The sequence below is a fragment of the Geodermatophilus saharensis genome (genome assembly GCF_900188205.1).
GTDB lineage: Bacteria > Actinomycetota > Actinomycetes > Mycobacteriales > Geodermatophilaceae > Geodermatophilus > Geodermatophilus saharensis.
In genome coordinates, this window is sequence record NZ_FZOH01000007.1 from 94615 (window position 1) to 113585 (window position 18971).

An 18971-nucleotide genomic window follows, 5' to 3' on the forward strand; every position below is an offset into this window, starting at 1 on the left:
GGACACCCGGTCGAACTGTGAGCACACCCACCGTTGACGCACAGTGACGACGGCGGTGAGGGTGGCTCGCCGCCGGACCTGCCGGCGCCCGACCGAACGGAGCCCCCGTGCACGACGCCCCGACCCCCGGCCCGCATCCCGGTCGGGACCCCGGGAGCGGCCGGCGCGACGCCTTCGCCCCGCTGCTGCACGACCCCCTCGCCGCGATGTTCCGGGAGCACGGCCGCACCGGCATCCCCACGCACGGCGTCCCGACCGCCGGCGCGCCCGAGCCGGTCACCGTCTACGACGACGGCGTGCCGCGGGTGAACCTGGGCAGCAACAACTACCTCGGCCTGGCCGGGGACCCGCGGGTGGTCGAGGCCGCCGTCGACGCGGTGCGCCGCTACGGCACCAGCACGTCCGGCAGCCGGGTCCTCAACGGCACCACCCGGCTGCACCTGCAGCTGGAAGAGGAGCTCGCCGACCACTACGGCGTCGAGGCCGCGGTGCTCACCTCCTCGGGCGTCAACGCCAACACGGCGCTGCTGTCGACCGCCTGCGGCCCCGGCGACGCGCTGCTGGTCGACGCCCACGCGCACGCCAGCGTGCACGCCGGCGCGGCCGCCAGCCGCGGCACGACGATCCGCTTCCGGCACAACAGCGTCGAGTCCCTGGCGCGGCGGCTGGAGCGGCTCGACCCGCGGGCCGGCGCCGTGGTGGTCGTCGACGGCGTCTACTCGATGACCGGCGAGACCGCGCCGCTGGCCGCGATCGCCGACCTGTGCGCCGCGTACGGCGCCCGGCTGGTCGTCGACGAGGCGCACGGCCTGGGGGTGCTCGGCGAGCGGGGGCGCGGCGCCGCCGAGCACACCGGCGCCCTGGACCGGGTCGACGCGGTGACCATCGCCTTCAGCAAGTCGCTGGCCAGCGTCGGGGGCGCGGTCCTCACCAGCCACCGGGTGGCCGACGGCATCCGCGCGAGCGCCGTCCCCTATGTGTTCAGCGCCGCCAACGAGCCGGCCGGCGTCGGCGCGGCCCTGGCCGCCCTGCGCATCCTGCGGGCCGAGCCCGAGCGCCGGACGCGGCTGCAGGAGAACGGCCGGCGGCTGCGCGTCGAGCTCAGCGCCGCGGGCACGCCCCCGCTGCCCGGCAGCGGCGCGGTGATCGCCGTGCCGACCGGCAGCCCGGAGGCGACCGTGGCGGCGTGGCGGGCGGCCTACGAGGCCGGCGTCTACTGCAACGCAGTCGGCTACCCCGCCGTCCCGCGGGGCAAGGGGGTGCTGCGGCTGTCGGTCATGGCCACGCACACCGCCGAGCAGCTGCAGGCCGCCGCCGGCTCGGTGGCCGCCGCGGTGCTCTCCACCCGGGACGCCGAGGAGGCCGGGCAGGGGGTCGGCGGGCAGCTGGCCGTCGCCTGAGCCCTCGCCCGACGATGGTCGTCGGGGGTGCGGTACCCGGGAGGAGGCGCGGTGCCCGACTGGGCGTGGACGCTGACCGGGGTCGCGGGCGGCCTGCTGCTGTGCTGGGGAGCGCTCGTGGCGGCGCTGTGGCGAGCCCGGCCCGACGAGCTGCGGGCCCGTGAGCTGCTGCGGCTGCTGCCCGACGTCGTCCGCCTGGTCCGCCGGCTGGCCGCCGACCGGACCCTGCCCCGCGGGGTCCGCGTGCGGCTGTGGCTGCTGCTGGGCTACCTGGCGCTGCCGGTGGACCTCGTGCCCGACGTCATCCCGGTGATCGGCTTCGCCGACGACGCCGTCGCCGTCGCCGTGGTGCTGCGCTCGGTGGTCCGCCGGGCCGGGGCCGGCGCGGTCGACCGGCACTGGCCGGGAACGGCGGCGGGCCTGGCGGCACTGCGCCGGGCCACCCGGCTACCGGGGTGAGTCAGCGCGGCGTCGACGCCCCCGGGCGGAACGGCGCGCCGTGCGCGCAGACGACGAGCGTGGCGAGGTCCAGCACCCGCTCGCGCTGCTCGCGCAGCTGGTCGCGGTCGGGCGCGTAGGGGTCGTCGGCCGGGCCCTCGCCGGTCCACCACAGGTGGGTCAGCGCGACGACGTCGTCGGGCGTGCCGACCAGCGTGGTGACGTCCTGCGGCGTGTGCCCCGGCGTGGCCAGCAGCCGGACGGCGGGGGTGAGCTGCACGCCGTCGGCCGGGCGGCGGGTGAAGACGTCGCCCTCGATCACCGACTGGAAGTCGTGCACCGGGACCACGGGGAACAGCGCCACGTTGAGCGTGTGGTCGAGGTGGTGGTGGCTCAGCACGACGTCGGTCACGTCTCCGGGCGCGACGCCGAGCTCGCGCAGGGGACCGAGGATCTGCTCCCGGTCGGCCACCATCCCCGGGTCGACGACGATCGTCCGGCCGGCGTCGCGGACGAGGGTGACCGTGCCGGCCACGTGCGGCAGCCGGGCGTAGCCCTCGACCAGGACGTCGACGCGGGCGGTGCGGGAGAGGTCGGCCATGCGGGCACGCTAGGGCGGGGCACCGCTCCCCGCAGAGCGCCGGCGCTCAGGCCGGCTGCAGGTCACCCCCGGTCACCGCGGTGGCGGCCTCGTCGACCGCCCAGTCGCGCACGGTGAGCCCCTCGATGTGCGGATGCCGCGCCAGCCCCGCACCGAGATCGCTGGCCAGGAAGGCCCGGTAGGCCGCCTCGTCCTCCCACAGGTAGACGCCGCCGGCCCCGCCGTCGGCCGAGCGCAGCCAGATCTTGCTGCGCAGGCCCGGGACCTCGGCGAAGACGGGGGCCAGCTCCTCGGCGCAGACCCGGCCCCACTCCGCCGGGTCCATCCCGCGGACGCGGTACTCGAAGACCGACACGTGCACGTGACCTCCCCGGATCAGCGGCCGCGGTCGCCCGGACCGGTGCCGCGATGCTCCCCATCCCCCCGTCGGGCCGGGAGGTCCCGCCGCACGGGCGGGAGGGCGGACCGCGTGCCGTCACCGAGGGCCGTCCGCCGGACGCGGGCGGGGATCGCGTCGTCCGACCGCCCCCACATCGACGTCGCGGCGCGCTGACCCTTGCGTCCGGCAACCACCTGGCGGGAGCCTGCCCCCGGTCGGCACCTGCAGGCGCGGGCGCGGACCGGCGGGGTGGGACGTGGACCTGGACCTGGGCTGTGTCGCCGACCTCCTCGTGCTGCTCGAGGAGGGCGGCTACCACCGCGCAGCGGCGCGACTGCACCTGTCGACCTCGGCGCTGTCCCGCCGGGTGCAGCGGCTGGAGCGCCAGGTCGGAGTGCCACTGCTGGTCCGGGGCCCGACGGGCACGGTGGGACCGACGGCGGCCGGACTGGCCTTCGTCGAGGCCGCTGGGCCGCTGCTGAGAGCTGCGCGCAGGGCCCGGACGCTGGCCCGTGAGGCGTCGGCGCCCGTGGTGCGACTGGGGCTGCCGGGTGGACCACAGGGGCTGCCGGGTGGGCTGGGACTGCCCGACGTGGGCCGTGCGGTGCGGGCGAGGGTGCCGGGTGTGCGGCTGGTCGGTGTGCCGCTCCCGTTCCCGGCCATGTGCACCGCGCTGCTCGACGGCGAGGTCGACGTGGTGTGGGGCGCGATCGGGGAGACGCCACCGGCGTTGGAGCTGGTCCCGGCCGGCGTCTTCGACCGGGTGGCGGTGCTGCCGCTCCACCATCCCCTGGGCCACGCCGGCCGGCTCGGCGTCGCCGACGTGCTCGACCTGCCCCTGCAGTACAACCCGGCCATCCCCGCCGGGTGGATTGGGCGTTCCTGCTCGACGACGTCCGGCCGGTCCGGGAGGCCCGGCTGGTGCAGGTCGAGTCCGACTCCCTGCCCGCCCTGTGGCAGCGATCGGTGCGTGAGCAGGCCGTCCACGTCGCGGTCGCCTGGAACGAGCTGCGGCTGCGTCCGGGCTTCCGGGTCGTGCCGATCGACGGCCTGGTGCCGTGTCCGCAGTGGGTCACCCGTCGCCGCACCGACCGCCGCGGACCCGTCCGCGCGCTCGCCGAGGCGCTGGCCGCTCTCGCGGCCGCCGAGACCGTCGACCACCGGCGTGGTCTCCTCCACCGCATCGCCGGCAACGGCGCACCGGTCTGACCTCCCCGCCCGCAGGACGCGTCAGCCCGCCGGGCGCTCGTCCCGGACCAGCGGAGGAGTGCGGTGGAGGCCGGCTCCCCTGCCGTGCGGGGACGTGCGCGTCAAGCCCCCTTGCCCGAACCGCAACGGGGGTGGCCGCCCGCTCCACGGGTGCCCGACGCTCGTGCGACTGCGGAGACGGGATCGGAGGTGCGTGCAGATGCGTCGGACGACGGGACTGCGGCGGGGACTCGTCCGGACTTTCGCCGGGGCCGGTGGGGCTGCCCTCGTGCTGGCCGCGGCCGGACCGGCCGCGGCCGCTCCGGCGAGCGTGGAGCGGGGCACCCTCCCGCCGGACGACGTCCGACTCGTGGAGACCGAGCTGTGTCCCTTCCCGATCGAGATCCACGAGGTCCTGACGGGCACCTACACGGTCCACCTGGACGCCGACGGCGACTTCGTGCGGGCGGAGGTGCACATCGCCTACGACGCCGATCTCAGCGCCAACGGGATCACGCTGCACGAGTCCGACCGGTGGACCGACTTCTACTTCCCCGGCGGCACCCACCGCAAGGTCGGCCAGCTGGCGCACGTCTCGGGGCCCGGGGGCCTGGTGGTCAACGACGCCGGCATCCTCTTCACGGTGGGGGGCGACGACGTCGTGGTCGACCACCACGGCCGCGTCACCGAGTTCATCGGTGAGGTCCTCTGCCCTGCTCTGCAAGGAGGCTGAACCCCGAACCGTCGCGGCGCCCGAGCAGCCGGCCGCGGGTCCACGCACCGACGGCACGGGTGCCGGGCGCGGCGTCGGGGTGTCTCCGGTGGGAGACGTCGTCGGCGAGCGTCATGTTCGCGCGCCTCGTGAGGGCGGCCGCGGAGTCGGTGTGTGGAGCACTGCGTCGGCGAGGACGTGACTGCGCCGGTGCGAGGGTGACCATGCGGGGCGCGAGGGTGACTCTGCGGCATCCCTTCGGGGGCAGGCTCGACGAGGGCCGGGACCGGCGGTCTCATCGGCTCGGCCACGGCCGGGCAGGTCCGGGGCTGGCCACGCTGAGGGACACGCGATCCGGGGCGGCCGCGTGATGGCGGCGCCGTCGGCGCTGCCGAGGGTGTACGCCCGCCGGGCTCGCTCAGTCCGGGACATCGCGGCGGAGGCTGTCGAGGACGGCAGGAGATGTCGGCGAGCTGCTGGACCTGCGGGGCGTGAGCTGATCGAACACCGATCGCCGGCCTCACGGCGGCATGAGTTCGGCAGCAAGGTGTGCCTGATGTGCGTGAGTCCGTGCGTGGCGGGGCCGGTACGGATCCTCTGTACGGGTGAGACTCTGCGCCAGCGATGACTCCTGGCACCGACGGCCGTCCTTCCCCTGGACGGCGAGGACCCGGCGTCGGCGGGCCGGCGAGGGCAACGAGAGGAATCCAGGTGACCGAGATCCAGCAGGACGTGGACGCGCGCGTCCAGACCGAGCGCACCCGGCTGCTCCGCGTGCTCGACGGGCTCGACGGGCTCGACGGGCTCGACGAGGAGCAGTGGGACACCCCCAGCCTGTGCGCAGGCTGGTCGGTGCGAGACCTGGTCGTGCACGTGCTCATGCCGTACGAGGTCTCGACGCCCCGGTTCCTGCTGACGATGCTGCGCGCACGGTTCGACTTCGACCGCGCCGCCGACCGTTGGGCGACCACGGACACACGGACACCGGCCGAGGTGGTCGCCGGCCTGCGGAGGACCGAGCACCGCACCTTCAACGTGCCCGGTGCGCCGGTCGAGGCGCCGTTGAGTCACCTGGTCATCCACGCCCAGGACGTCTACCGGCCGCTCGGGGTGCCATCCCCGACCGACCCGGAGAACGCCCGGGTCGCCCTCGAGCAGCTGACCAGCCCCCGCGCCCGTCGCTCGCTGCCGCCGGGCATCCTCGACGGGCTGGCGTTCTCGGCCACCGACACCGACTGGCACCACGGCGAGGGCGCCCAGGTCTCCGGACCGGCCACCGCGCTCCTCACCACCCTCTCCGGCCGAACCGCCGCCCTGCCCGAGCTCGCCGGTGCAGGCGTGGCAGATGTGCGAGCGCGCCTGTAGCCGCCGAGCGCGAGAGCGCCGATGCGCACCACACCGCTCACATCGGGTAGCCGCACTGACGCACGGAGGATCACACCCTGCTGCCGAACTCACGGCGGCAGGACACCGGTGTTCTGCGCATCAGAGGTCTGGCCTCCCGCAGCCGCGGGACGCGGGTGGGGATGTCCGCGCGGGCCTGCGGGCGCGTAGCGTGGTGGTCAGGCGCTGGGACGGACCGGCGTTGATCGTGCGTCCGGCAGTGGCGTAGTGCGCGAGCGCGGGCTCCAGATCGGAGTACGCAGCCGAGGTCACTCCCCCCTGTACAGAGCAGACCGGAGGCCGTGCGTGGCCGGCGACGAGAACCCGCAGCCCGCGAACGCCGTCGAGGCGTTGGAGCGCCTGGGTCGGTTGTCCCTGCGGGAGCTGTCGATGGACAGCCTGCTGCAGACGGTGGCCGACCTGAGCAGGGCCGTGCTGCCCGGCCGGCCCGAGACGTCGGTGACCCTGCTGGTCAGGGACAAGCCCACCTTGATGGCGAGCACCGGACAGTTGGCCGTCGACCTCGACGAGCGCCAGTACGAACGCGATCACGGCCCGTGCCTGCACGCCGCCCGCTCCGGCGAGGTGACCGAGGTCGCCGACACCCGCACCGATCCCCGCTGGCGGGACTACCTGTCCCGGGCAGTCGAGCGCGGCTGCCTCAGCTCCCTGTCGATCCCGCTGCGCATCGACGAGGACCACCAGGTCAGTGGGGCGCTGAACATCTACGCCCGGGACGCCGACGCCTTCGACGAGGACAGCCGCTCGGCCGCCACCCGGTTCGGCCCGTACGCCGCGGTCGCGGCCGGCAACCTGTACGCCTACCAGAGCGCAAGGGACATGGCCGACAACCTGCAGCGGGCTCTGGAGTCCCGGGCGGTGATCGACCAGGCCAAGGGCGTGCTCGTCGAGCGCTACAAGATCACGCCCGACCAGGCCTTCCAGTTGCTGGCCCAGGCGTCGATGCACGCCAACCGGAAGGTGCGCGACATCGCCGACCACCTCGTGCACACCGGCGAGTTCCCCCTCCGGTAGCTCCGCCGCAGCGGCCGTCGTCGGCACCGGATCGAGCCGGGTCACCCGGGGAGCAGGTGCCCCGGACACTGGAGACAGCCACCGCGACTCCCCGGGGGGCTGCGGTGGTCAGGTCCCGCTGCTCGAGAACCCACGGGCGGCGGGGCCGCCTCAGCGGGGCCGCGTACCCGCCGACCCCGGAGGTGCGTCTCACAGGCCACCCGGGCGTCGAGTTCCTGCCGGCCGCGGCCTGGCCACCTTCGACGGCATCCAGGTCGACGCGCGGCCGGCACGTCCGGGCCGCTCTCGTCGGCGGCGAACGCCTCGGCGCTCCGGGCGATCACGGCGGCGATTCCTCGTCGGTGAGCCCGGCGAGCCTGTCGCCGCGGCCCGCAGGACCGGCGGTCGCTCGCTCATGACGCCTCGTCGCCCGGCCGGGTCCGCGGTCTACCGGCCGGTGGTCAGCAGTGCGCGGGTCCGGCCGGGCGCGGCGCACACCTGAGGTGCGCGGCCCCTGCGAAACGAGCTGTTGCGCGATGGCAGCCAGCGCCGGCGCTACGGGCCAGATCTGCGCGACCGGAGCACCCGCCAGGCAGGGCTGAAGACCGCGAGTCGGCATCAGCGGCGTCGCATCGACCGCAAAGCCGCCCTCATGACCGCAGAGCCGACCCTCGCCTGCGCAGAGCCACCCAGGGCGAGACCACGATCCCGCCCTCGCGCGGCGCAAACGTGACCCTCGCCGACAAGCGTGGACGCCGGGGCGCAGCGTGGCGCATCATTGGCAGTCGAAGGCCCCGAGTGCCAGCCTCCGCCGGCACCGGCCCCGTCCGACCCCGCTCGACCAGGAGTGCCGCCCCGTGCCCACGTACCAGTACGCCTGCACCAACCCCGAGGGCAAGCACGAGTTCGAGGTGGTGCAGTCCTTCTCCGACGCCCCGGTGGCCGAGTGCCCGACCTGCGGCGTGCCCGTGCGCAAGGTCTACGGCTCGATCGGCGTGGTCTTCAAGGGCTCGGGCTTCTACCGCACCGACAGCCGCTCGAGCTCCACCTCCGGCGAGACCGCCAAGGCGTCCGCCTCCTCCGACTCGTCGTCGGGCACGCCGTCCACGGGGTCGTCGTCGAAGGAGTCGTCCTCTTCGTCGTCGGGTACCTCGACGTCCTCGAGCAGCTCCTCCGGGAGCGGCAGCAAGGCCGCCGCGGGCTGACGCCGGCCGTCCACACCCGGGCGGCGCTTCCACAGGGCCTGCGCGCGGACCCCGCAGCTGGTCCGGGGCGGTCAGCCTGGGCCGGTGCCGCGCCTGCGTCGTCCCCGCTCCCCCGCCGTCCTGCTGCGCCGCTGCCTGGCCGCGCTGCTGGCCACCGGTGCCCTCGTGCTCGCCCTGCGCCCACCGGCGGTCCCCCCGGCGGAACCGCCGCCGGGCACCCCGGTGGTCACCGCGGCCGCCGACCTGCCGGCGGGCACGGTGCTGACCGGCGCGTCCCTCACGGTCACCGAGCTGCCCACGGCCCCCACCGGGTCGGCGCCCGACCCCGCCGCACTCACCGGGCGGGTGCTCGCCGCGCCGCTGCGGGCCGGTGAACCCGTCACCGACGTGCGGCTGGTCGGCCCGGGCCTGACCGCGCTGCTGCCGGCCGGCCAGGTGGCCGTCCCGGTGCGGCCGGCCGACCTCGCCGTGGCCGGGCTCGCCACGCCCGGGGACCGGGTCGACGTCCTGGCCACCGCCCCCGACGCGGCGCAGGCCGGGGTGGTGGCACGGGCCGCGCTCGTCCTGGCGGTCCCGGGACCCGACGACGGCGGGCTGCTGGTGCTCGCCGTCGACGAGGCCACCGCATCGGCCCTGGCCGCGGCGGCGGCCACGGCCACTCTCACGCTGAGTCTCACCCCGCCTGCGGGCCGTGACTGACCTCTGGACCGGCCGGGGATGGTCGTGAGTGCATGAGGGCCGTGCTGAGGGGATTCAAGGACTTCCTGCTGCGCGGCAACCCAGGTGATCACGTTCCTGCTCACCGCCGCGGTCGTCTACTTCGTCGTGGTGCTCCCGCTGCAGAAGATCGCCGAGCGGCGGCGGCGCGGCGAGGAGGCCGGGCCCGTGGCGCCCACCGAGGTGGAGCTGCTCGCCGAGATCCGCAACCTGCTGCGCAACGGCCCCGTCCAGGGCGCCGCCCCGAGCGAGCGAGGGGTGGGGAGGACGGGGTCCTTCACCTAGTCGGTGCCCCAGTGCGGCGGCCGGTCCTCCAGCCAGCGCCGGTCGGGGTCGCGCTCGTCGGGCCGCTCCCCCCAGCCGACGTCGCCGTCGTCGGGCGCCCGCTCCACCGGTGCGGGCGGGGCCGGCTGCGGGGGCTGCTCGACCGGCAGGCCGAGGTCCTGGAGGACCTCGGCGGCGGGCAGCGCGGCGAGCGCGGCACCGGGCAGCGCCAGCTTGGCGCCGCGGGTGCCCGAGCCGACGACGACGAGGCCGGCAGCGGCGACGGCGGCGTCGACCAGCACCGGCCACGACGGCGGCAGCCCGATCGGGGTGATGCCGCCGTAGGCCATGCCGGACTCCGCCACCGCCACGTCCTGCGGTGCGAAGGACGCCTTGCGCGCCCCCAGGTGCCGGCGCACCAGGCCGTTGACGTCGGCGCGGGTGGTGGCCAGCACGACGCAGGCGGCGAGCGCGGTCTGCCCGGCCCGGCGCGTGGCGACGACGACGCAGTTGGCCGACGCCGCGAGCGGGACGCCGTAGGCCTCGGTGAAGGCCGCGGTGTCGGCCAGGTCGTCGTCGACCGGCGCGACCCAGACCGGCCCGGGCAGCGACGGCAGGGCGGCCGCCACCGGCCCACCGAGCAGGTCGGGCCGCTCGGCGGCGGGCACCCAGGTCAGCGAGCCGAGCACGGGAGGGGGCGGGGTCGTCACGCCCCGATCCTGCCTCCCGGCGGGAACGCGGCGGCGGACGGCCGGATCCCGGCGGGTGCCGCCGCCCGACGGCGGCCAGGATGGGTCGCATGATCGGCCAGTTGCACTCCGTCGTCCTCGACGCGCCCGACGCGCACGCGCTCGCCACCTTCTACGCCGACCTGCTCGGGATGGAGGTGAGCAAGGGCGGCCCGGGCGACGACTGGGTCGTGGTGACCGGCAAGGGGTACCGGCTGGCGTTCCAGCAGGCGCCCGACCTGGTCCCGCCCGACTGGCCCGACCCGGCACGGCCGCAGCAGTTCCACCTCGACGTTCAGGTCGCCGACGTCGACGAGGCCGAGCCGCGGGTGCTCGCGCTCGGCGCCCGGAGGCTCCCCGGCGGGGGCGGGGACTTCCGCGTCTACGCCGACCCGGTCGGCCACCCCTTCTGCCTGGTGTGGGACGCGTGAGCGACGGCCTGCCCGCCGTCGACCGGGCCTCCGCCAGCGCCTTCGTCGCCGCCACCGGGTTCGACGTCACCGAGGCCAGCGGCACGCGGGTCGCCGGAACCGTCGACCTCGGGCCCGACCACCACACGCCGTGGGGCGTCGTGCACGGCGGGGTCCACTGCGCGGTGGTCGAGTCCGCGGCATCGATCGGCGCGAGTCTCGCCGTCGCCGACCGGGGTCAGTTCGCCGTCGGCGTCAACAACAGCACCGACTTCCTCCGGCCGGTCACCGCCGGCCGGGTCGACGTCGTCGCCGAGCCGGTGCAGCAGGGCCGCACCCTGCAGCTGTGGCAGGTGCTCATCACCCGCGCCGAGGACGGCAAGCTCGTCGCCCGCGGGCAGGTGCGCCTGCAGAACGTCCCGCTGCCCGGGGCGTGACCGCGCGCCGGGCGGTTCACACCAGCGGCAGCGCGGGCTCCCGGTAGGTGGTGCCGGCCAGCGACGGCGGCAGCACGTCGGGGTCGACGACGACGGAGAACAGCGCGCGCGGGTCCTGCAGCGTCGCGGGCGGGCGGGCAGCCGCACGGGGGACGACGCGGTCCCAGCGGGCCGGGCGGCGGTGCGGCAGCAGCTCGCGGGCGTCGAACTGGTAGTCGCCGAGCACCTCCCCCACCAGCAGCCCGGCGCCGTGCTCGATCGGCAGCGCCACGGGGTCGCCGGGGCGGATCTCGTCGAGGAAGGTCGACAGCTGCCGCAGGTCCTTGCTCGGCCGCCGTCCCGAGAGCTCCTTGGCCAGCGCGCGCAGCTCGGCCTGCGACAGCCCGGTCGCGTCGACGTCGACCCCCGACTGGGTGCCCAGGCCGACGACGCCGGCGGCGAGGCACGCACCGAGCTCGTTGTGCGCCCGCGGCCGCACGACCCACACCCGCGTGCCCTCGGGCTCGGGCGCGGGCGGGACGTCGTCGGCACCGGGCCACAGGTAGGGCAGGTCGTCGGGCTCGGACCCGAACAGCGGCGCGAACAGCGGCCGGTAGAAGTCCGGGTCCTTGGCCAGCAGGTTCGACCGGTGCGACCGGTGCAGCGCCTCGTCGCCCACCCACGAGGGCAGCAGCCCGCCGCGGGCGAGCTCCTCCTGCGCGGCGCCGGCGACGTCGGGGGCGAACTCGGCGATCAGCGTCTGGGTGCTGTCGGCGAACCCCCGCTCGCGCCACACCTGGACCATCGCCAGCCCGTAGACGACCAGCGCGGCGGTGCGCCCGCGCCACATGTGCACGACCGGGTGCGAGGCCCAGCCGTAGTCGGGCAGCTCGAGGGCGCGCAGCACCTGCAGCGTCTCCACGCGCTGCTTGCCCAGCCGCGGCGAGTCCAGCAGGCGGGCGCTCTCGACGAAGTCGGGCACCGGCAGGAAGGTCTGCATCGCGGGGGTTCCTGCCCGGGCCGGCGCGGGGTCAACCGCCGAGCGCCTCCAGCGCGGCCTCCCAGCGGGCGCGGCGGGCGTCGTCGTCCTGGTCCCACCACGCCGGGCCCCGCTCCCCCAGCCCGGTCTTGGCCAGCTGCACCCGGTCGCGGGCGGCGCGCCGGGCCGCCTCGTCGGGCGCCGTGCGCACCGCCGCGCGCGCGGCGCCCAGGTGCGACAGCAGCCGGGCGCGGACGTCGTCGGGCAGCGCGGGGTCGGCCGTCCGCCACCGCCGCCCGTCCACGACGACCCAGCGGCCGTCGTCGGTGAACTGGCCTCGCTGCAGGGGCCCGGCGCGAGCCTGCGAGCGCTGGGGGGCAGGGAGGTCCTTCCGGTCCCGGCTCATGCCCCGCAGCGGCGGGCCAGCTCGGGCAACACCTCGCCGAGCGGGGCGTCGACCTTGACGTCGACCCTCGCGTCGCCGCGGGTCGGCCCGAGGTTGACCACGCCGACCGGGATGCCGAGCTCGGCGGCGCGCAGCACGAACCGGTAGCCGCTCATGACCGTCAGCGAGGAGCCGAGGACGAGCAGGCTCGCGGACTCCTCGAGCAGGCGGAAGCAGGCCTCCACGCGGTCGCGCGGCACCGTCTCGCCGAAGAACACGACGTCGGGCTTGAGCGGGCCGGCCCCGCAGACGCGGCAGTCGACCATGACGAAGCCGTCGAGCACGTCGTCGGGCAGCTCGGCGTCGCCGTCGGGGTTCACCTCGTCGGCGCGCGGGCCGAAGGTCGGGTTGGCCGCCCGCAGCCGGCGGTGCAGCTCCGCGCGCGGGGCGACGTCGCCGCAGGCCAGGCAGACGGTGCGGTCGAGGCCGCCGTGCAGCTCGACGACGTCACGGGCGCCGGCGGCCTGGTGCAGCCCGTCGACGTTCTGGGTGACGACGCCGCCGAGCAGGCCGGCGCGCTGCAGCCGGGCGACCGCGGAGTGGCCGGCGTTGGGGCGGGCGGCGGCCATCTGCGGCCAGCCGACGAAGCTGCGCGCCCAGTAGCGGTGCCGGCCGCGCGGGTCGCGGCGGAAGGTCTGCCAGGTCATGGGCGTGTGCCGGCGCAGCGAGCCGGTGGCGCCGCGGTAGTCGGGGATGCCGGAGTCGGTGGACAGGCCGGCGCCGGAGAGGACGAGGACGTCGCCGTCGGCGACCAGGCCGGCCAGCTCGTCGAGGGCCGCGGGCTCGACGGCGGGGAGGGCGGCGGTCACCGGACCATCGTCCACCGCGACGGCGCGCCGCGCCGCCGCCGTCAGGTGAGCTCGCGCTCCAGCCGGCCGAGCAGGTCGTCGTAGACCCGCCGCAGACCGCGCGGGGCGAAGGTGCGCTCGAAGAAGCCGCCGACGCCGCCCGCGCCGTCCCAGGTGGTGCGCACCCGCACGGTGCTGCGGCCGCCGTCGGCCGGGGCGACCGTCCAGGTGGTGACCATCGAGGAGCGGGTGTCGCGCTCGACGAGGGTCCCGTCGGGCTCGGTGACCTCGACATCCTGCTCGCGCGCCCGCTTCGACGTCGCGGCGAAGCGCCAGTGCACCCGGGTGCCCGAGCCCTGCCCGCCGGCCTCGACGCGGTAGTCGCTGAACTGCTTGGGCAGCACCCGCGGGCGGGTGCCGGCGTAGTCGGCCAGGGCGGCGCGCACCCGCTCGGCGGGGGCGGCGACGACGCGTTCGGCGGTGGCCACGACCTGTCCCATACCGGTCATCCTGCCCTCGGCGCCGAACCGCTGCCGCCGACGTGACCCGGTTCACCGGTCGAGGTGCGGCGCGGCCGGGTACCCAGGAGGCGATGGACGCACCGCTCTCGTACACCCGCACCGGCTCCGGTGAGCCCCTCCTGCTGCTGCACGGCATGGGCAGCTCGCACCGCGACTTCGCCGCCGTGCTCCCGCTGCTCGCCGCCCGCTTCGACGTGATCGACGTCGACCTGCCCGGGGTCGGCCGGTCACCGGCCCTCCAGGAGCGCCCGACCGTCGCCGCGATCACCGACGCCGTCGAGCGGACCCTCGACGTCGAGGGCGTCGCCGGGGTGCACGTCCTGGGCAACTCGCTGGGCGCCCGGGTCGCGCTGGAGCTGGCCCGCCGCGGCCGCGCGCGGTCGGTGGTCGCCATCGCGCCGTCGGGCCTGAACGTGCCGCCGGAGCGCGTCTACCAGGGCAGCGGGATGGCGCTGGCGCGGGTCATGATGCGGACCGGTGCCCCGCTGGTCGGCCCGCTGTCGCGCTCGGCGCTCGGCCGGGCCGCGCTGCTGGCGCCGCTGAAGGCCCGGCCGTGGTCGACCTCCCCCGACGAGGCCCTCGGCGCGCGGGAGGGGTTCGCCGACTCCCGCGACTTCTGGCGCACGCTGCTGTGGGGGCTGCTGCTCGACGTCCCGCGCGGCCTGGACCGCATCGACTGCCCGGTCACCCTCGTGCAGGGTGTGGCCGACTGGATCGCCTCGGGGCAGACGGTCCGCTACCTGCCGCTGGTCCCGGGCTCCCGGTTCGTCCCGCTGCTCTGGGCCGGCCACGCGCCGCAGTCGGACCGGCCGCGCACGATCGTGCGCCTGGTCGAGGAGGCGGCCCGCCAGGCCGACACCGACCTGCTGGCCGAGGTCAGCGCCCCTCCTCGGCGTTCAGGTACCCGCACCGGAACCGCGCGCTAGCCATGGCCTCGGTGAAGCGGGCCTCCCAGGCGGGGTCGTCGGCCGGGAACGCGGTGAGGACGCGGTCCTCCAGCACCACCGGCAGGCCGTCGCCGCCGGTGTAGGAGCGCCGCAGCAGCACCCGGGTCTCGCCGTCGACCTCCTCGTGCGCCGGCGCCCAGGCCGCCCGGACCGGCACCGGGCGCGGGTCCCGCGGCGCCGCGGACAGCACGCCGAGCCGCGACAGCAGCAGCCCGAGGACCACCAGCAGCACCACGATCTCGACCACCGCGAGCATCACGCTCCGACGGTAGCCACCGGGGACGCTGCGCGGGCGGGGTCGGGTCGCCCCGGTAGCCTCGTCGCGCACGCCCCGGTCGGCCTCCTGCCGACGAGCCCCCGTAGCTCAGGGGATAGAGCATCGGTTTCCTAAACCGTGTGTCGCAGGTTCGAATCCTGCCGGGGGCACCCAGGAGCGCGCTGGCCTCACCTCAGGTGCCGCGCGAAGAACCGGTTCGCGTCGTCGCCCTCGAACGACGGGACGCCGGTGTGCCCGCCGGTGTTGGCGTGCAGCGTTTTCTCCGCGGAGCCGAGGGCGTCGAACAGGTCCAGCGCCTCCTGGCGGTCGTTCCCCTCGTCGTCCCACTGCAGCAGGACCAGCAGCGGGACGGTGACGCGCCGGGCCTCCTCGAACACGGCGCGGGGCACCCGGCTCCCGGCGAACAGCAGCGCGGCCGCGATGCGCGGCTCGACCACCGCCAGCCGGACGCCGATGGCGATCACCCCTCCCGAGTACCCGACCGGTCCGCCGATCTCCGGGAGCGCGAGGAGGGCGTCCAGGGCGGCCCGCCACTCCGGCACCGCCTGCTCGACCAGCGGCAGGACGAGCCGGTCGACGACCTCGGCGTCGACCGGCTCGCCGGCCGCCAGTGCCCGCCGCAGGTCGGCGCGGGCCCCCTCGGCGTCGGCGGAGCGGGGCCGGTCCCCGCTGCCGGGGAGCTCGAGGGTGGCCGCGGCGAAGCCCGCCGCCACGGAGTGCCGGGCCCGGGCCACCAGGCGGGGGTACACCGCCTGCAGCCCGCCGGGGTGGCCGAGCAGGACGAGCGGGACGGGAGCGGTCGGGGACCCGGGCGTCCACAGGACGCCGGGGACGTCGCCGAGGGTGAAGGAACGTTCGAGGACACCGTCGTCGAGGTGTCGTGCTGCGGTGACGTGCACGGTCGTGCCTCTCGGGAGAGCTCCTGGACGGCGCTCCCGGGCGACCTACCGCCCGACCGTGACCCCGGAGGGGAGCACCCACGTCGATGCGTCCACGGGTACCACCTCCTCCGTCTCTGGCACGGCGTCCGGAAGGTAGCAGCGGCCGGCGTGCCGGGCGAGCTCCGGCGGGACCGATGAGATCGTGCGCGTCCGCCGGTCCCAGCTCGCGGACCGGCCCGTGGACCAGGAGGACGCATGCGGAAGATCGTCGTGCAGATGATGCTGTCGCTGGACGGGTACTTCGAGGGTCCCGACCACGACCTGAGCTGGCACCGCGTCGACGAGGAACTGCACGGGCACTTCAACGAGCACCTCGCGACCATGAGCGCCTTCCTGGAGGGCCGGGTCACCTACGAGCTGATGGAGGCGGTCTGGCCGACCGCCGACCAGGACCCGGACCTCCCGCCGGTCATGCACGAGTTCGCCGGCATCTGGCGGTCGGTGCCGAAGATCGTGTTCTCCCGGACGCTGCAGCAGGTCGGCCCCAACGCCTCGCTGCGGACCGCGGTCGACCCCGACCAGATCCGCGCACTCAAGGACCAGCCCGGCGGGGACATGACGCTCGGCGGGGCCGACCTGGTGGAGACCTTCCGCCGGCTGGACCTGGTCGACGAGTACCGGCTCTACGTCAACCCGGTCGTCGTCGGCCGCGGGCGGCAGCTGTTCGGGACCGCCGACTCCCCGACGGACCTGGAGCTGGTGGAGACCCGGCGGTTCGGCAACGGCGTCGTCCTGCTGCGGCACGCCGTCCGGCGGTCGCAGGACCCGGGCACGTGACCACCGTCGCGCGGGCGGTCGTCGAGGAGATTGCGGACCCTCGTCGCGGCCGGTTCGACACCGGCCGCCTGGGTGCGCTCGCCGTCCCGGTGTGGTTCCTGCGCCTCGGCCGGGCGCCGTCCTCCTGACGACGCGCGGCCGCCGGAATGGCGCGCAGAACGGGAGTGCCCGGCCCCCTGAGGCGCCGGGCACTCCCGCCAGGAAAGGGGCAGGGATCACCACCCACGCGCGGCGTGCGCGCGGCCTCGGTCGTGGTCGCGCGCATTCCCGCGGTCGAACCAGCGGCACAGGTCGATGATCCGCGCGTCCAGCCGGACCCACTCCTCCGACACCGGGACACCCTCGGCGTCGACGGTCACCCGCACCTGGACCTCACCTCTCTTGACGTAGGCGAGGTCCCCCTCCGGCAGGCCCGCGGCGTCCCACGCGGCCTGCTGGACCTCGTCGATCGGGAAGAGCAGCGACGGGCCGCCCAGGGTGATCGTCGCCCCGGTCGGGCCGGAGACCTCGACCCCAGGCCCCGAGATGTCCAGCTCGTCGATCACCGCACCGTCGGCGCGGGTGAGGTCGACCGTCCAGGCGCCGCGGAACTCCGTCGTCGTCGTGCCGTCCGGGTTCTCCGTCACGCGCACCTCGACCTCGCGCACGTCCCCGCTCTCCAGGGTGACGGTGCTGTCGCACGCCTGGAACGAGACGGGCGCGTAGTAGTCCGGGATGACCTCCTCGACCGGGACGAATCCGGCGTCGTCGGCTCCGTCGGGACCACCGTCGGCCAGTGCCGGAGTGGCACCCACCCCGACGACGACGGCTGCCAGGACACCGATCGTGGAAGTGCATCGCATCGTCTTCTCCCCGTCATTCCCGAAAGACACCGGCCCCGCTTTTCTCCCACGCCTGTCAACAGTGACGAAGGTCCCCGATCCGCTCCATTTCCGTGACGGCTCGTTGCCATTCCTGTGCATTCCGCAGCACTTCTCCACACGCGGTGATCCCGGCCGTACGGCGGGTACGGGCATCGAATGGCACTGCGCAACGCGGCGGTCGCGGCGACCGGCCGCTGGACCGACCCCGACGACGGCATCCGCTACCCCTCCGGCGAGGTGCACGCCTGGGAGCAGGGACGCAACGAGACCGTCTGCGGCCTGTCGCTGTCGCGGTCGCGGCTCGCCCGCTTCCCGCACGTCGGCTGGGCCGACGTCCAGCCCGAGTCCGGCCGGCACGCGGAGGAGGTGCAGGAGGTCTGCCGCCGCTGCCGCGCCGGGCTCGGCGCCCGCCGCGACGACCGCGGCTGGACCCGCACGAACCCCCGCCCCTGACCGGCATCGTCCCGGCGTGGACGACTGGGACGGGTCGACGTCGATGCGCCTGGCCTGCCTGGCTCTCGACGGCCGCGGCCGGCTGACCGACGACCTCGTCACCGCCCTCGCCGTCCGCGGGACGCTGCTGGTCGACCTCGCGCTCCGGGACCGCCTCGCCGAGACCGAGGACGCCGTGGGTCTCGACGGCCGGCCGACCGGCTTCCCGCCCGCCGACCGGCTGCTCGCCGGGGCGGCCGGATCCCCCGGGTCCCTGGCCGACCTCCTGCGCCGCGGCCGCGTCGACCAGCACGACCTCGCCGCCGAGCACCTGCGCCGGGGCAGCTGGACCCGCAGAGGGCGGTGGTCGCGCCGGTACGTCGACCACCGCGCGGCCCGCACCCGCGACGACGAGCGCGCGATGACCGCGGGCCCCGACCACGCCTGGTCCCCCGACGACGCCGCTCTCGCCGCGGTGGCGAGCACGCTCGGCGTCCTGGCCACCGACCGCGCCCTGCCCACCGAGGCGCTGCTGGCGGCGGCCGGCCCGGTGCGGTGGGTGGTGGAGGTCGTGGTGGCCGAGGTCGACCGGGCGCTGGCCCGCGGCCGGGCGCTGCGCCGCGCCGTCACCTCGGCCGACGGGACACCCGGATGAGGGCGGCACACCGGTCAGCGGGAAGTGTCCCCGGCTCCGAGGCGTTACCGTTCCAGATGCACGACGGAACCCCGGCAACGGCGCCGGGGCGATGCGGAGGTGGCACAGCACGATGGAGACCACGGTGGTCGACGTCCCGGAACGGGGACGGTTCGAGGTGCGGGTCGGCGAGCGCGTCGTCGGACTGGCCAGCTACCACGTCGAGGACGGCACGATGGCCCTGCCGCACACCGAGGTGGACCCGTCCATGGGTGGCCGCGGGCTCGGCACGGTCCTGGTGGCCGGCGTCCTCGACGCCGTCCGCGAGCGGGGACTGACCGTCCTCCCCTACTGCTCCTTCGTCCGCCACTACATCCAGCAGCACCCGGAGACGCTGGACCTGGTCGCCGACGAGGACAAGCCCCGGTTCGGGTTGGCCACCGCCGACCACTGACCGGCCGCTGACCTGCGGCTGGCCTCGGTGCAGGGGCCCGCGGCGAGCGTGCGAGTCG

General features: G+C 75.8%; 27 protein-coding genes, 1 tRNA gene and 1 pseudogene. 19 read left to right on the plus strand and 10 right to left on the minus strand.

The window, feature by feature from the left end; genetic code table 11:
* Nucleotides 1–107: 107 nt before the first annotated feature.
* Together CHC04_RS16870 and CHC04_RS16875 are read left to right on the plus strand one after the other, a co-directional pair.
* The gene (locus tag CHC04_RS16870) at nucleotides 108–1400 is read left to right on the plus strand and encodes an aminotransferase class I/II-fold pyridoxal phosphate-dependent enzyme (protein ID WP_089405112.1); all 1293 of its coding nucleotides are present in this window, start codon (nucleotides 108–110) and stop codon (nucleotides 1398–1400) included.
* Nucleotides 1401–1451: 51 nt separating this feature from the next.
* Nucleotides 1452–1859 carry a DUF1232 domain-containing protein gene (locus tag CHC04_RS16875; RefSeq protein ID WP_089405113.1) on the plus strand — a complete coding sequence of 136 codons (408 nt, stop codon included), beginning with the start codon at nucleotides 1452–1454 and terminating at the stop codon, nucleotides 1857–1859.
* A gap of 1 nt (nucleotide 1860) precedes the next feature.
* Here the strand turns inward: CHC04_RS16875 and CHC04_RS16880 are convergent, their stop codons facing one another.
* Both CHC04_RS16880 and CHC04_RS16885 read right to left on the minus strand, forming a co-directional pair.
* Nucleotides 1861–2439 (minus strand): MBL fold metallo-hydrolase, encoded by a 579-nt coding sequence (locus CHC04_RS16880; protein ID WP_089405114.1) that lies wholly within the window; start codon nucleotides 2437–2439, stop codon nucleotides 1861–1863.
* A 46-nt stretch (nucleotides 2440–2485) separates the two neighbouring features.
* Nucleotides 2486–2800 carry a YdhR family protein gene (locus tag CHC04_RS16885; RefSeq protein WP_089405115.1) on the minus strand — a complete coding sequence of 105 codons (315 nt, stop codon included), beginning with the start codon at nucleotides 2798–2800 and terminating at the stop codon, nucleotides 2486–2488.
* Nucleotides 2801–3110: 310 nt separating this feature from the next.
* Between CHC04_RS16885 and CHC04_RS25595 the strand changes: the two are divergent.
* From CHC04_RS25595 to CHC04_RS16915, 8 genes and pseudogenes are all read left to right on the plus strand, one after another.
* Nucleotides 3111–3254: pseudogene (locus CHC04_RS25595) on the plus strand (helix-turn-helix domain-containing protein); the annotation flags it as partial.
* Between the two features lie 431 nt (nucleotides 3255–3685).
* Entirely contained in the window at nucleotides 3686–4027 is a 342-nt protein-coding gene (locus tag CHC04_RS25040; RefSeq protein WP_141233837.1) for a hypothetical protein, read from the plus strand.
* Nucleotides 4028–4376: 349 nt separating this feature from the next.
* A complete protein-coding gene (locus CHC04_RS25045) occupies nucleotides 4377–4739 on the plus strand; it encodes a hypothetical protein (protein WP_141233838.1) in 363 nt (120 codons plus the stop codon).
* A gap of 690 nt (nucleotides 4740–5429) precedes the next feature.
* Nucleotides 5430–6083, plus strand: coding sequence for a maleylpyruvate isomerase family mycothiol-dependent enzyme (locus CHC04_RS16895; RefSeq protein WP_089405117.1), 654 nt, complete (start codon nucleotides 5430–5432; stop codon nucleotides 6081–6083).
* A gap of 324 nt (nucleotides 6084–6407) precedes the next feature.
* Entirely contained in the window at nucleotides 6408–7136 is a 729-nt protein-coding gene (locus CHC04_RS16900; protein ID WP_089405118.1) for a GAF and ANTAR domain-containing protein, read from the plus strand.
* 836 nt (nucleotides 7137–7972) lie between these two features.
* Nucleotides 7973–8320, plus strand: a complete 348-nt coding sequence (locus CHC04_RS16905; RefSeq protein ID WP_089405119.1) for an FmdB family zinc ribbon protein — start codon at nucleotides 7973–7975, stop codon at nucleotides 8318–8320.
* 84 nt (nucleotides 8321–8404) lie between these two features.
* Nucleotides 8405–9019 (plus strand): Flp pilus assembly protein CpaB, encoded by a 615-nt coding sequence (cpaB, locus tag CHC04_RS16910; protein WP_089405120.1) that lies wholly within the window; start codon nucleotides 8405–8407, stop codon nucleotides 9017–9019.
* An 84-nt stretch (nucleotides 9020–9103) separates the two neighbouring features.
* On the plus strand, nucleotides 9104–9322 hold the full coding sequence (locus CHC04_RS16915) for an MscL family protein (protein WP_245817345.1): 219 nt from the start codon (nucleotides 9104–9106) through the stop codon (nucleotides 9320–9322).
* On the opposite strand, the gene CHC04_RS16920 is transcribed toward CHC04_RS16915, so the two are convergent.
* Nucleotides 9319–10011, minus strand: a complete 693-nt coding sequence (locus tag CHC04_RS16920; protein ID WP_217897420.1) for a YbaK/EbsC family protein — start codon at nucleotides 10009–10011, stop codon at nucleotides 9319–9321. The genes CHC04_RS16915 and CHC04_RS16920 overlap by 4 nt on opposite strands.
* 89 nt (nucleotides 10012–10100) lie before the next feature.
* On the opposite strand from CHC04_RS16920, the gene CHC04_RS16925 reads away from it, so the two are divergent.
* Both CHC04_RS16925 and CHC04_RS16930 read left to right on the plus strand, forming a co-directional pair.
* Nucleotides 10101–10460 carry a VOC family protein gene (locus CHC04_RS16925; protein WP_089405122.1) on the plus strand — a complete coding sequence of 120 codons (360 nt, stop codon included), beginning with the start codon at nucleotides 10101–10103 and terminating at the stop codon, nucleotides 10458–10460.
* A complete protein-coding gene (locus tag CHC04_RS16930) occupies nucleotides 10457–10876 on the plus strand; it encodes a PaaI family thioesterase (RefSeq protein ID WP_217897421.1) in 420 nt (139 codons plus the stop codon). Before CHC04_RS16925 ends, CHC04_RS16930 begins: the two co-directional genes overlap by 4 nt.
* Before the next feature lie 16 nt (nucleotides 10877–10892).
* Here CHC04_RS16930 and CHC04_RS16935 read toward each other — a convergent pair whose 3' ends face one another.
* The 4 genes from CHC04_RS16935 to CHC04_RS16950 are packed head-to-tail and all read right to left on the minus strand — an operon-like array spanning nucleotide 10893 to nucleotide 13567.
* Nucleotides 10893–11855: an MSMEG_6728 family protein gene (locus tag CHC04_RS16935; protein ID WP_089405123.1), complete on the minus strand. Its 963-nt coding sequence runs from the start codon at nucleotides 11853–11855 to the stop codon at nucleotides 10893–10895.
* 31 nt (nucleotides 11856–11886) lie between these two features.
* Nucleotides 11887–12240: a biopolymer transporter Tol gene (locus CHC04_RS16940; RefSeq protein WP_245817347.1), complete on the minus strand. Its 354-nt coding sequence runs from the start codon at nucleotides 12238–12240 to the stop codon at nucleotides 11887–11889.
* A complete protein-coding gene (locus CHC04_RS16945) occupies nucleotides 12237–13088 on the minus strand; it encodes an NAD-dependent protein deacetylase (protein WP_089405124.1) in 852 nt (283 codons plus the stop codon). The genes CHC04_RS16940 and CHC04_RS16945 overlap by 4 nt, the downstream gene beginning before the upstream one ends.
* A gap of 41 nt (nucleotides 13089–13129) precedes the next feature.
* Nucleotides 13130–13567 carry an SRPBCC family protein gene (locus tag CHC04_RS16950; protein WP_089405125.1) on the minus strand — a complete coding sequence of 146 codons (438 nt, stop codon included), beginning with the start codon at nucleotides 13565–13567 and terminating at the stop codon, nucleotides 13130–13132.
* A 92-nt stretch (nucleotides 13568–13659) separates the two neighbouring features.
* On the opposite strand from CHC04_RS16950, the gene CHC04_RS16955 reads away from it, so the two are divergent.
* Nucleotides 13660–14514, plus strand: coding sequence for an alpha/beta fold hydrolase (locus tag CHC04_RS16955; protein ID WP_089405126.1), 855 nt, complete (start codon nucleotides 13660–13662; stop codon nucleotides 14512–14514).
* On the opposite strand, the gene CHC04_RS16960 is transcribed toward CHC04_RS16955, so the two are convergent.
* Complete coding sequence (locus CHC04_RS16960) at nucleotides 14465–14794, minus strand: hypothetical protein (protein ID WP_089405127.1); 330 nt, start codon at nucleotides 14792–14794, stop codon at nucleotides 14465–14467. The two genes, CHC04_RS16955 and CHC04_RS16960, sit on opposite strands and share 50 nt — an antisense overlap.
* Nucleotides 14795–14888: 94 nt before the next feature.
* On the opposite strand from CHC04_RS16960, the gene CHC04_RS16965 reads away from it, so the two are divergent.
* Nucleotides 14889–14961, plus strand: a tRNA-Arg gene (locus CHC04_RS16965).
* Between the two features lie 18 nt (nucleotides 14962–14979).
* On the opposite strand, the gene CHC04_RS16970 is transcribed toward CHC04_RS16965, so the two are convergent.
* Nucleotides 14980–15711: a dienelactone hydrolase family protein gene (locus CHC04_RS16970; RefSeq protein WP_089405128.1), complete on the minus strand. Its 732-nt coding sequence runs from the start codon at nucleotides 15709–15711 to the stop codon at nucleotides 14980–14982.
* Between the two features lie 237 nt (nucleotides 15712–15948).
* Between CHC04_RS16970 and CHC04_RS16980 the strand changes: the two genes are divergently transcribed.
* Together CHC04_RS16980 and CHC04_RS25365 are read left to right on the plus strand one after the other, a co-directional pair.
* The gene (locus tag CHC04_RS16980) at nucleotides 15949–16530 is read left to right on the plus strand and encodes a dihydrofolate reductase family protein (protein ID WP_089405130.1); all 582 of its coding nucleotides are present in this window, start codon (nucleotides 15949–15951) and stop codon (nucleotides 16528–16530) included.
* Nucleotides 16527–16658 carry a hypothetical protein gene (locus CHC04_RS25365; protein WP_281252248.1) on the plus strand — a complete coding sequence of 44 codons (132 nt, stop codon included), beginning with the start codon at nucleotides 16527–16529 and terminating at the stop codon, nucleotides 16656–16658. The genes CHC04_RS16980 and CHC04_RS25365 overlap by 4 nt, the downstream gene beginning before the upstream one ends.
* An 87-nt stretch (nucleotides 16659–16745) precedes the next feature.
* On the opposite strand, the gene CHC04_RS16985 is transcribed toward CHC04_RS25365, so the two are convergent.
* The gene (locus CHC04_RS16985; RefSeq protein WP_141233839.1) at nucleotides 16746–17372 is read right to left on the minus strand and encodes a hypothetical protein; all 627 of its coding nucleotides are present in this window, start codon (nucleotides 17370–17372) and stop codon (nucleotides 16746–16748) included.
* Nucleotides 17373–17549: 177 nt separating this feature from the next.
* Between CHC04_RS16985 and CHC04_RS16990 the strand changes: the two genes are divergently transcribed.
* From CHC04_RS16990 to CHC04_RS17000, 3 genes are all read left to right on the plus strand, one after another.
* Nucleotides 17550–17846 carry a hypothetical protein gene (locus tag CHC04_RS16990; protein ID WP_089405132.1) on the plus strand — a complete coding sequence of 99 codons (297 nt, stop codon included), beginning with the start codon at nucleotides 17550–17552 and terminating at the stop codon, nucleotides 17844–17846.
* 16 nt (nucleotides 17847–17862) lie between these two features.
* Nucleotides 17863–18480, plus strand: a complete 618-nt coding sequence (locus tag CHC04_RS16995; protein ID WP_089405133.1) for a hypothetical protein — start codon at nucleotides 17863–17865, stop codon at nucleotides 18478–18480.
* A gap of 112 nt (nucleotides 18481–18592) precedes the next feature.
* Nucleotides 18593–18913 (plus strand): GNAT family N-acetyltransferase, encoded by a 321-nt coding sequence (locus CHC04_RS17000; RefSeq protein WP_089405134.1) that lies wholly within the window; start codon nucleotides 18593–18595, stop codon nucleotides 18911–18913.
* Nucleotides 18914–18971 lie beyond the last annotated feature (58 nt).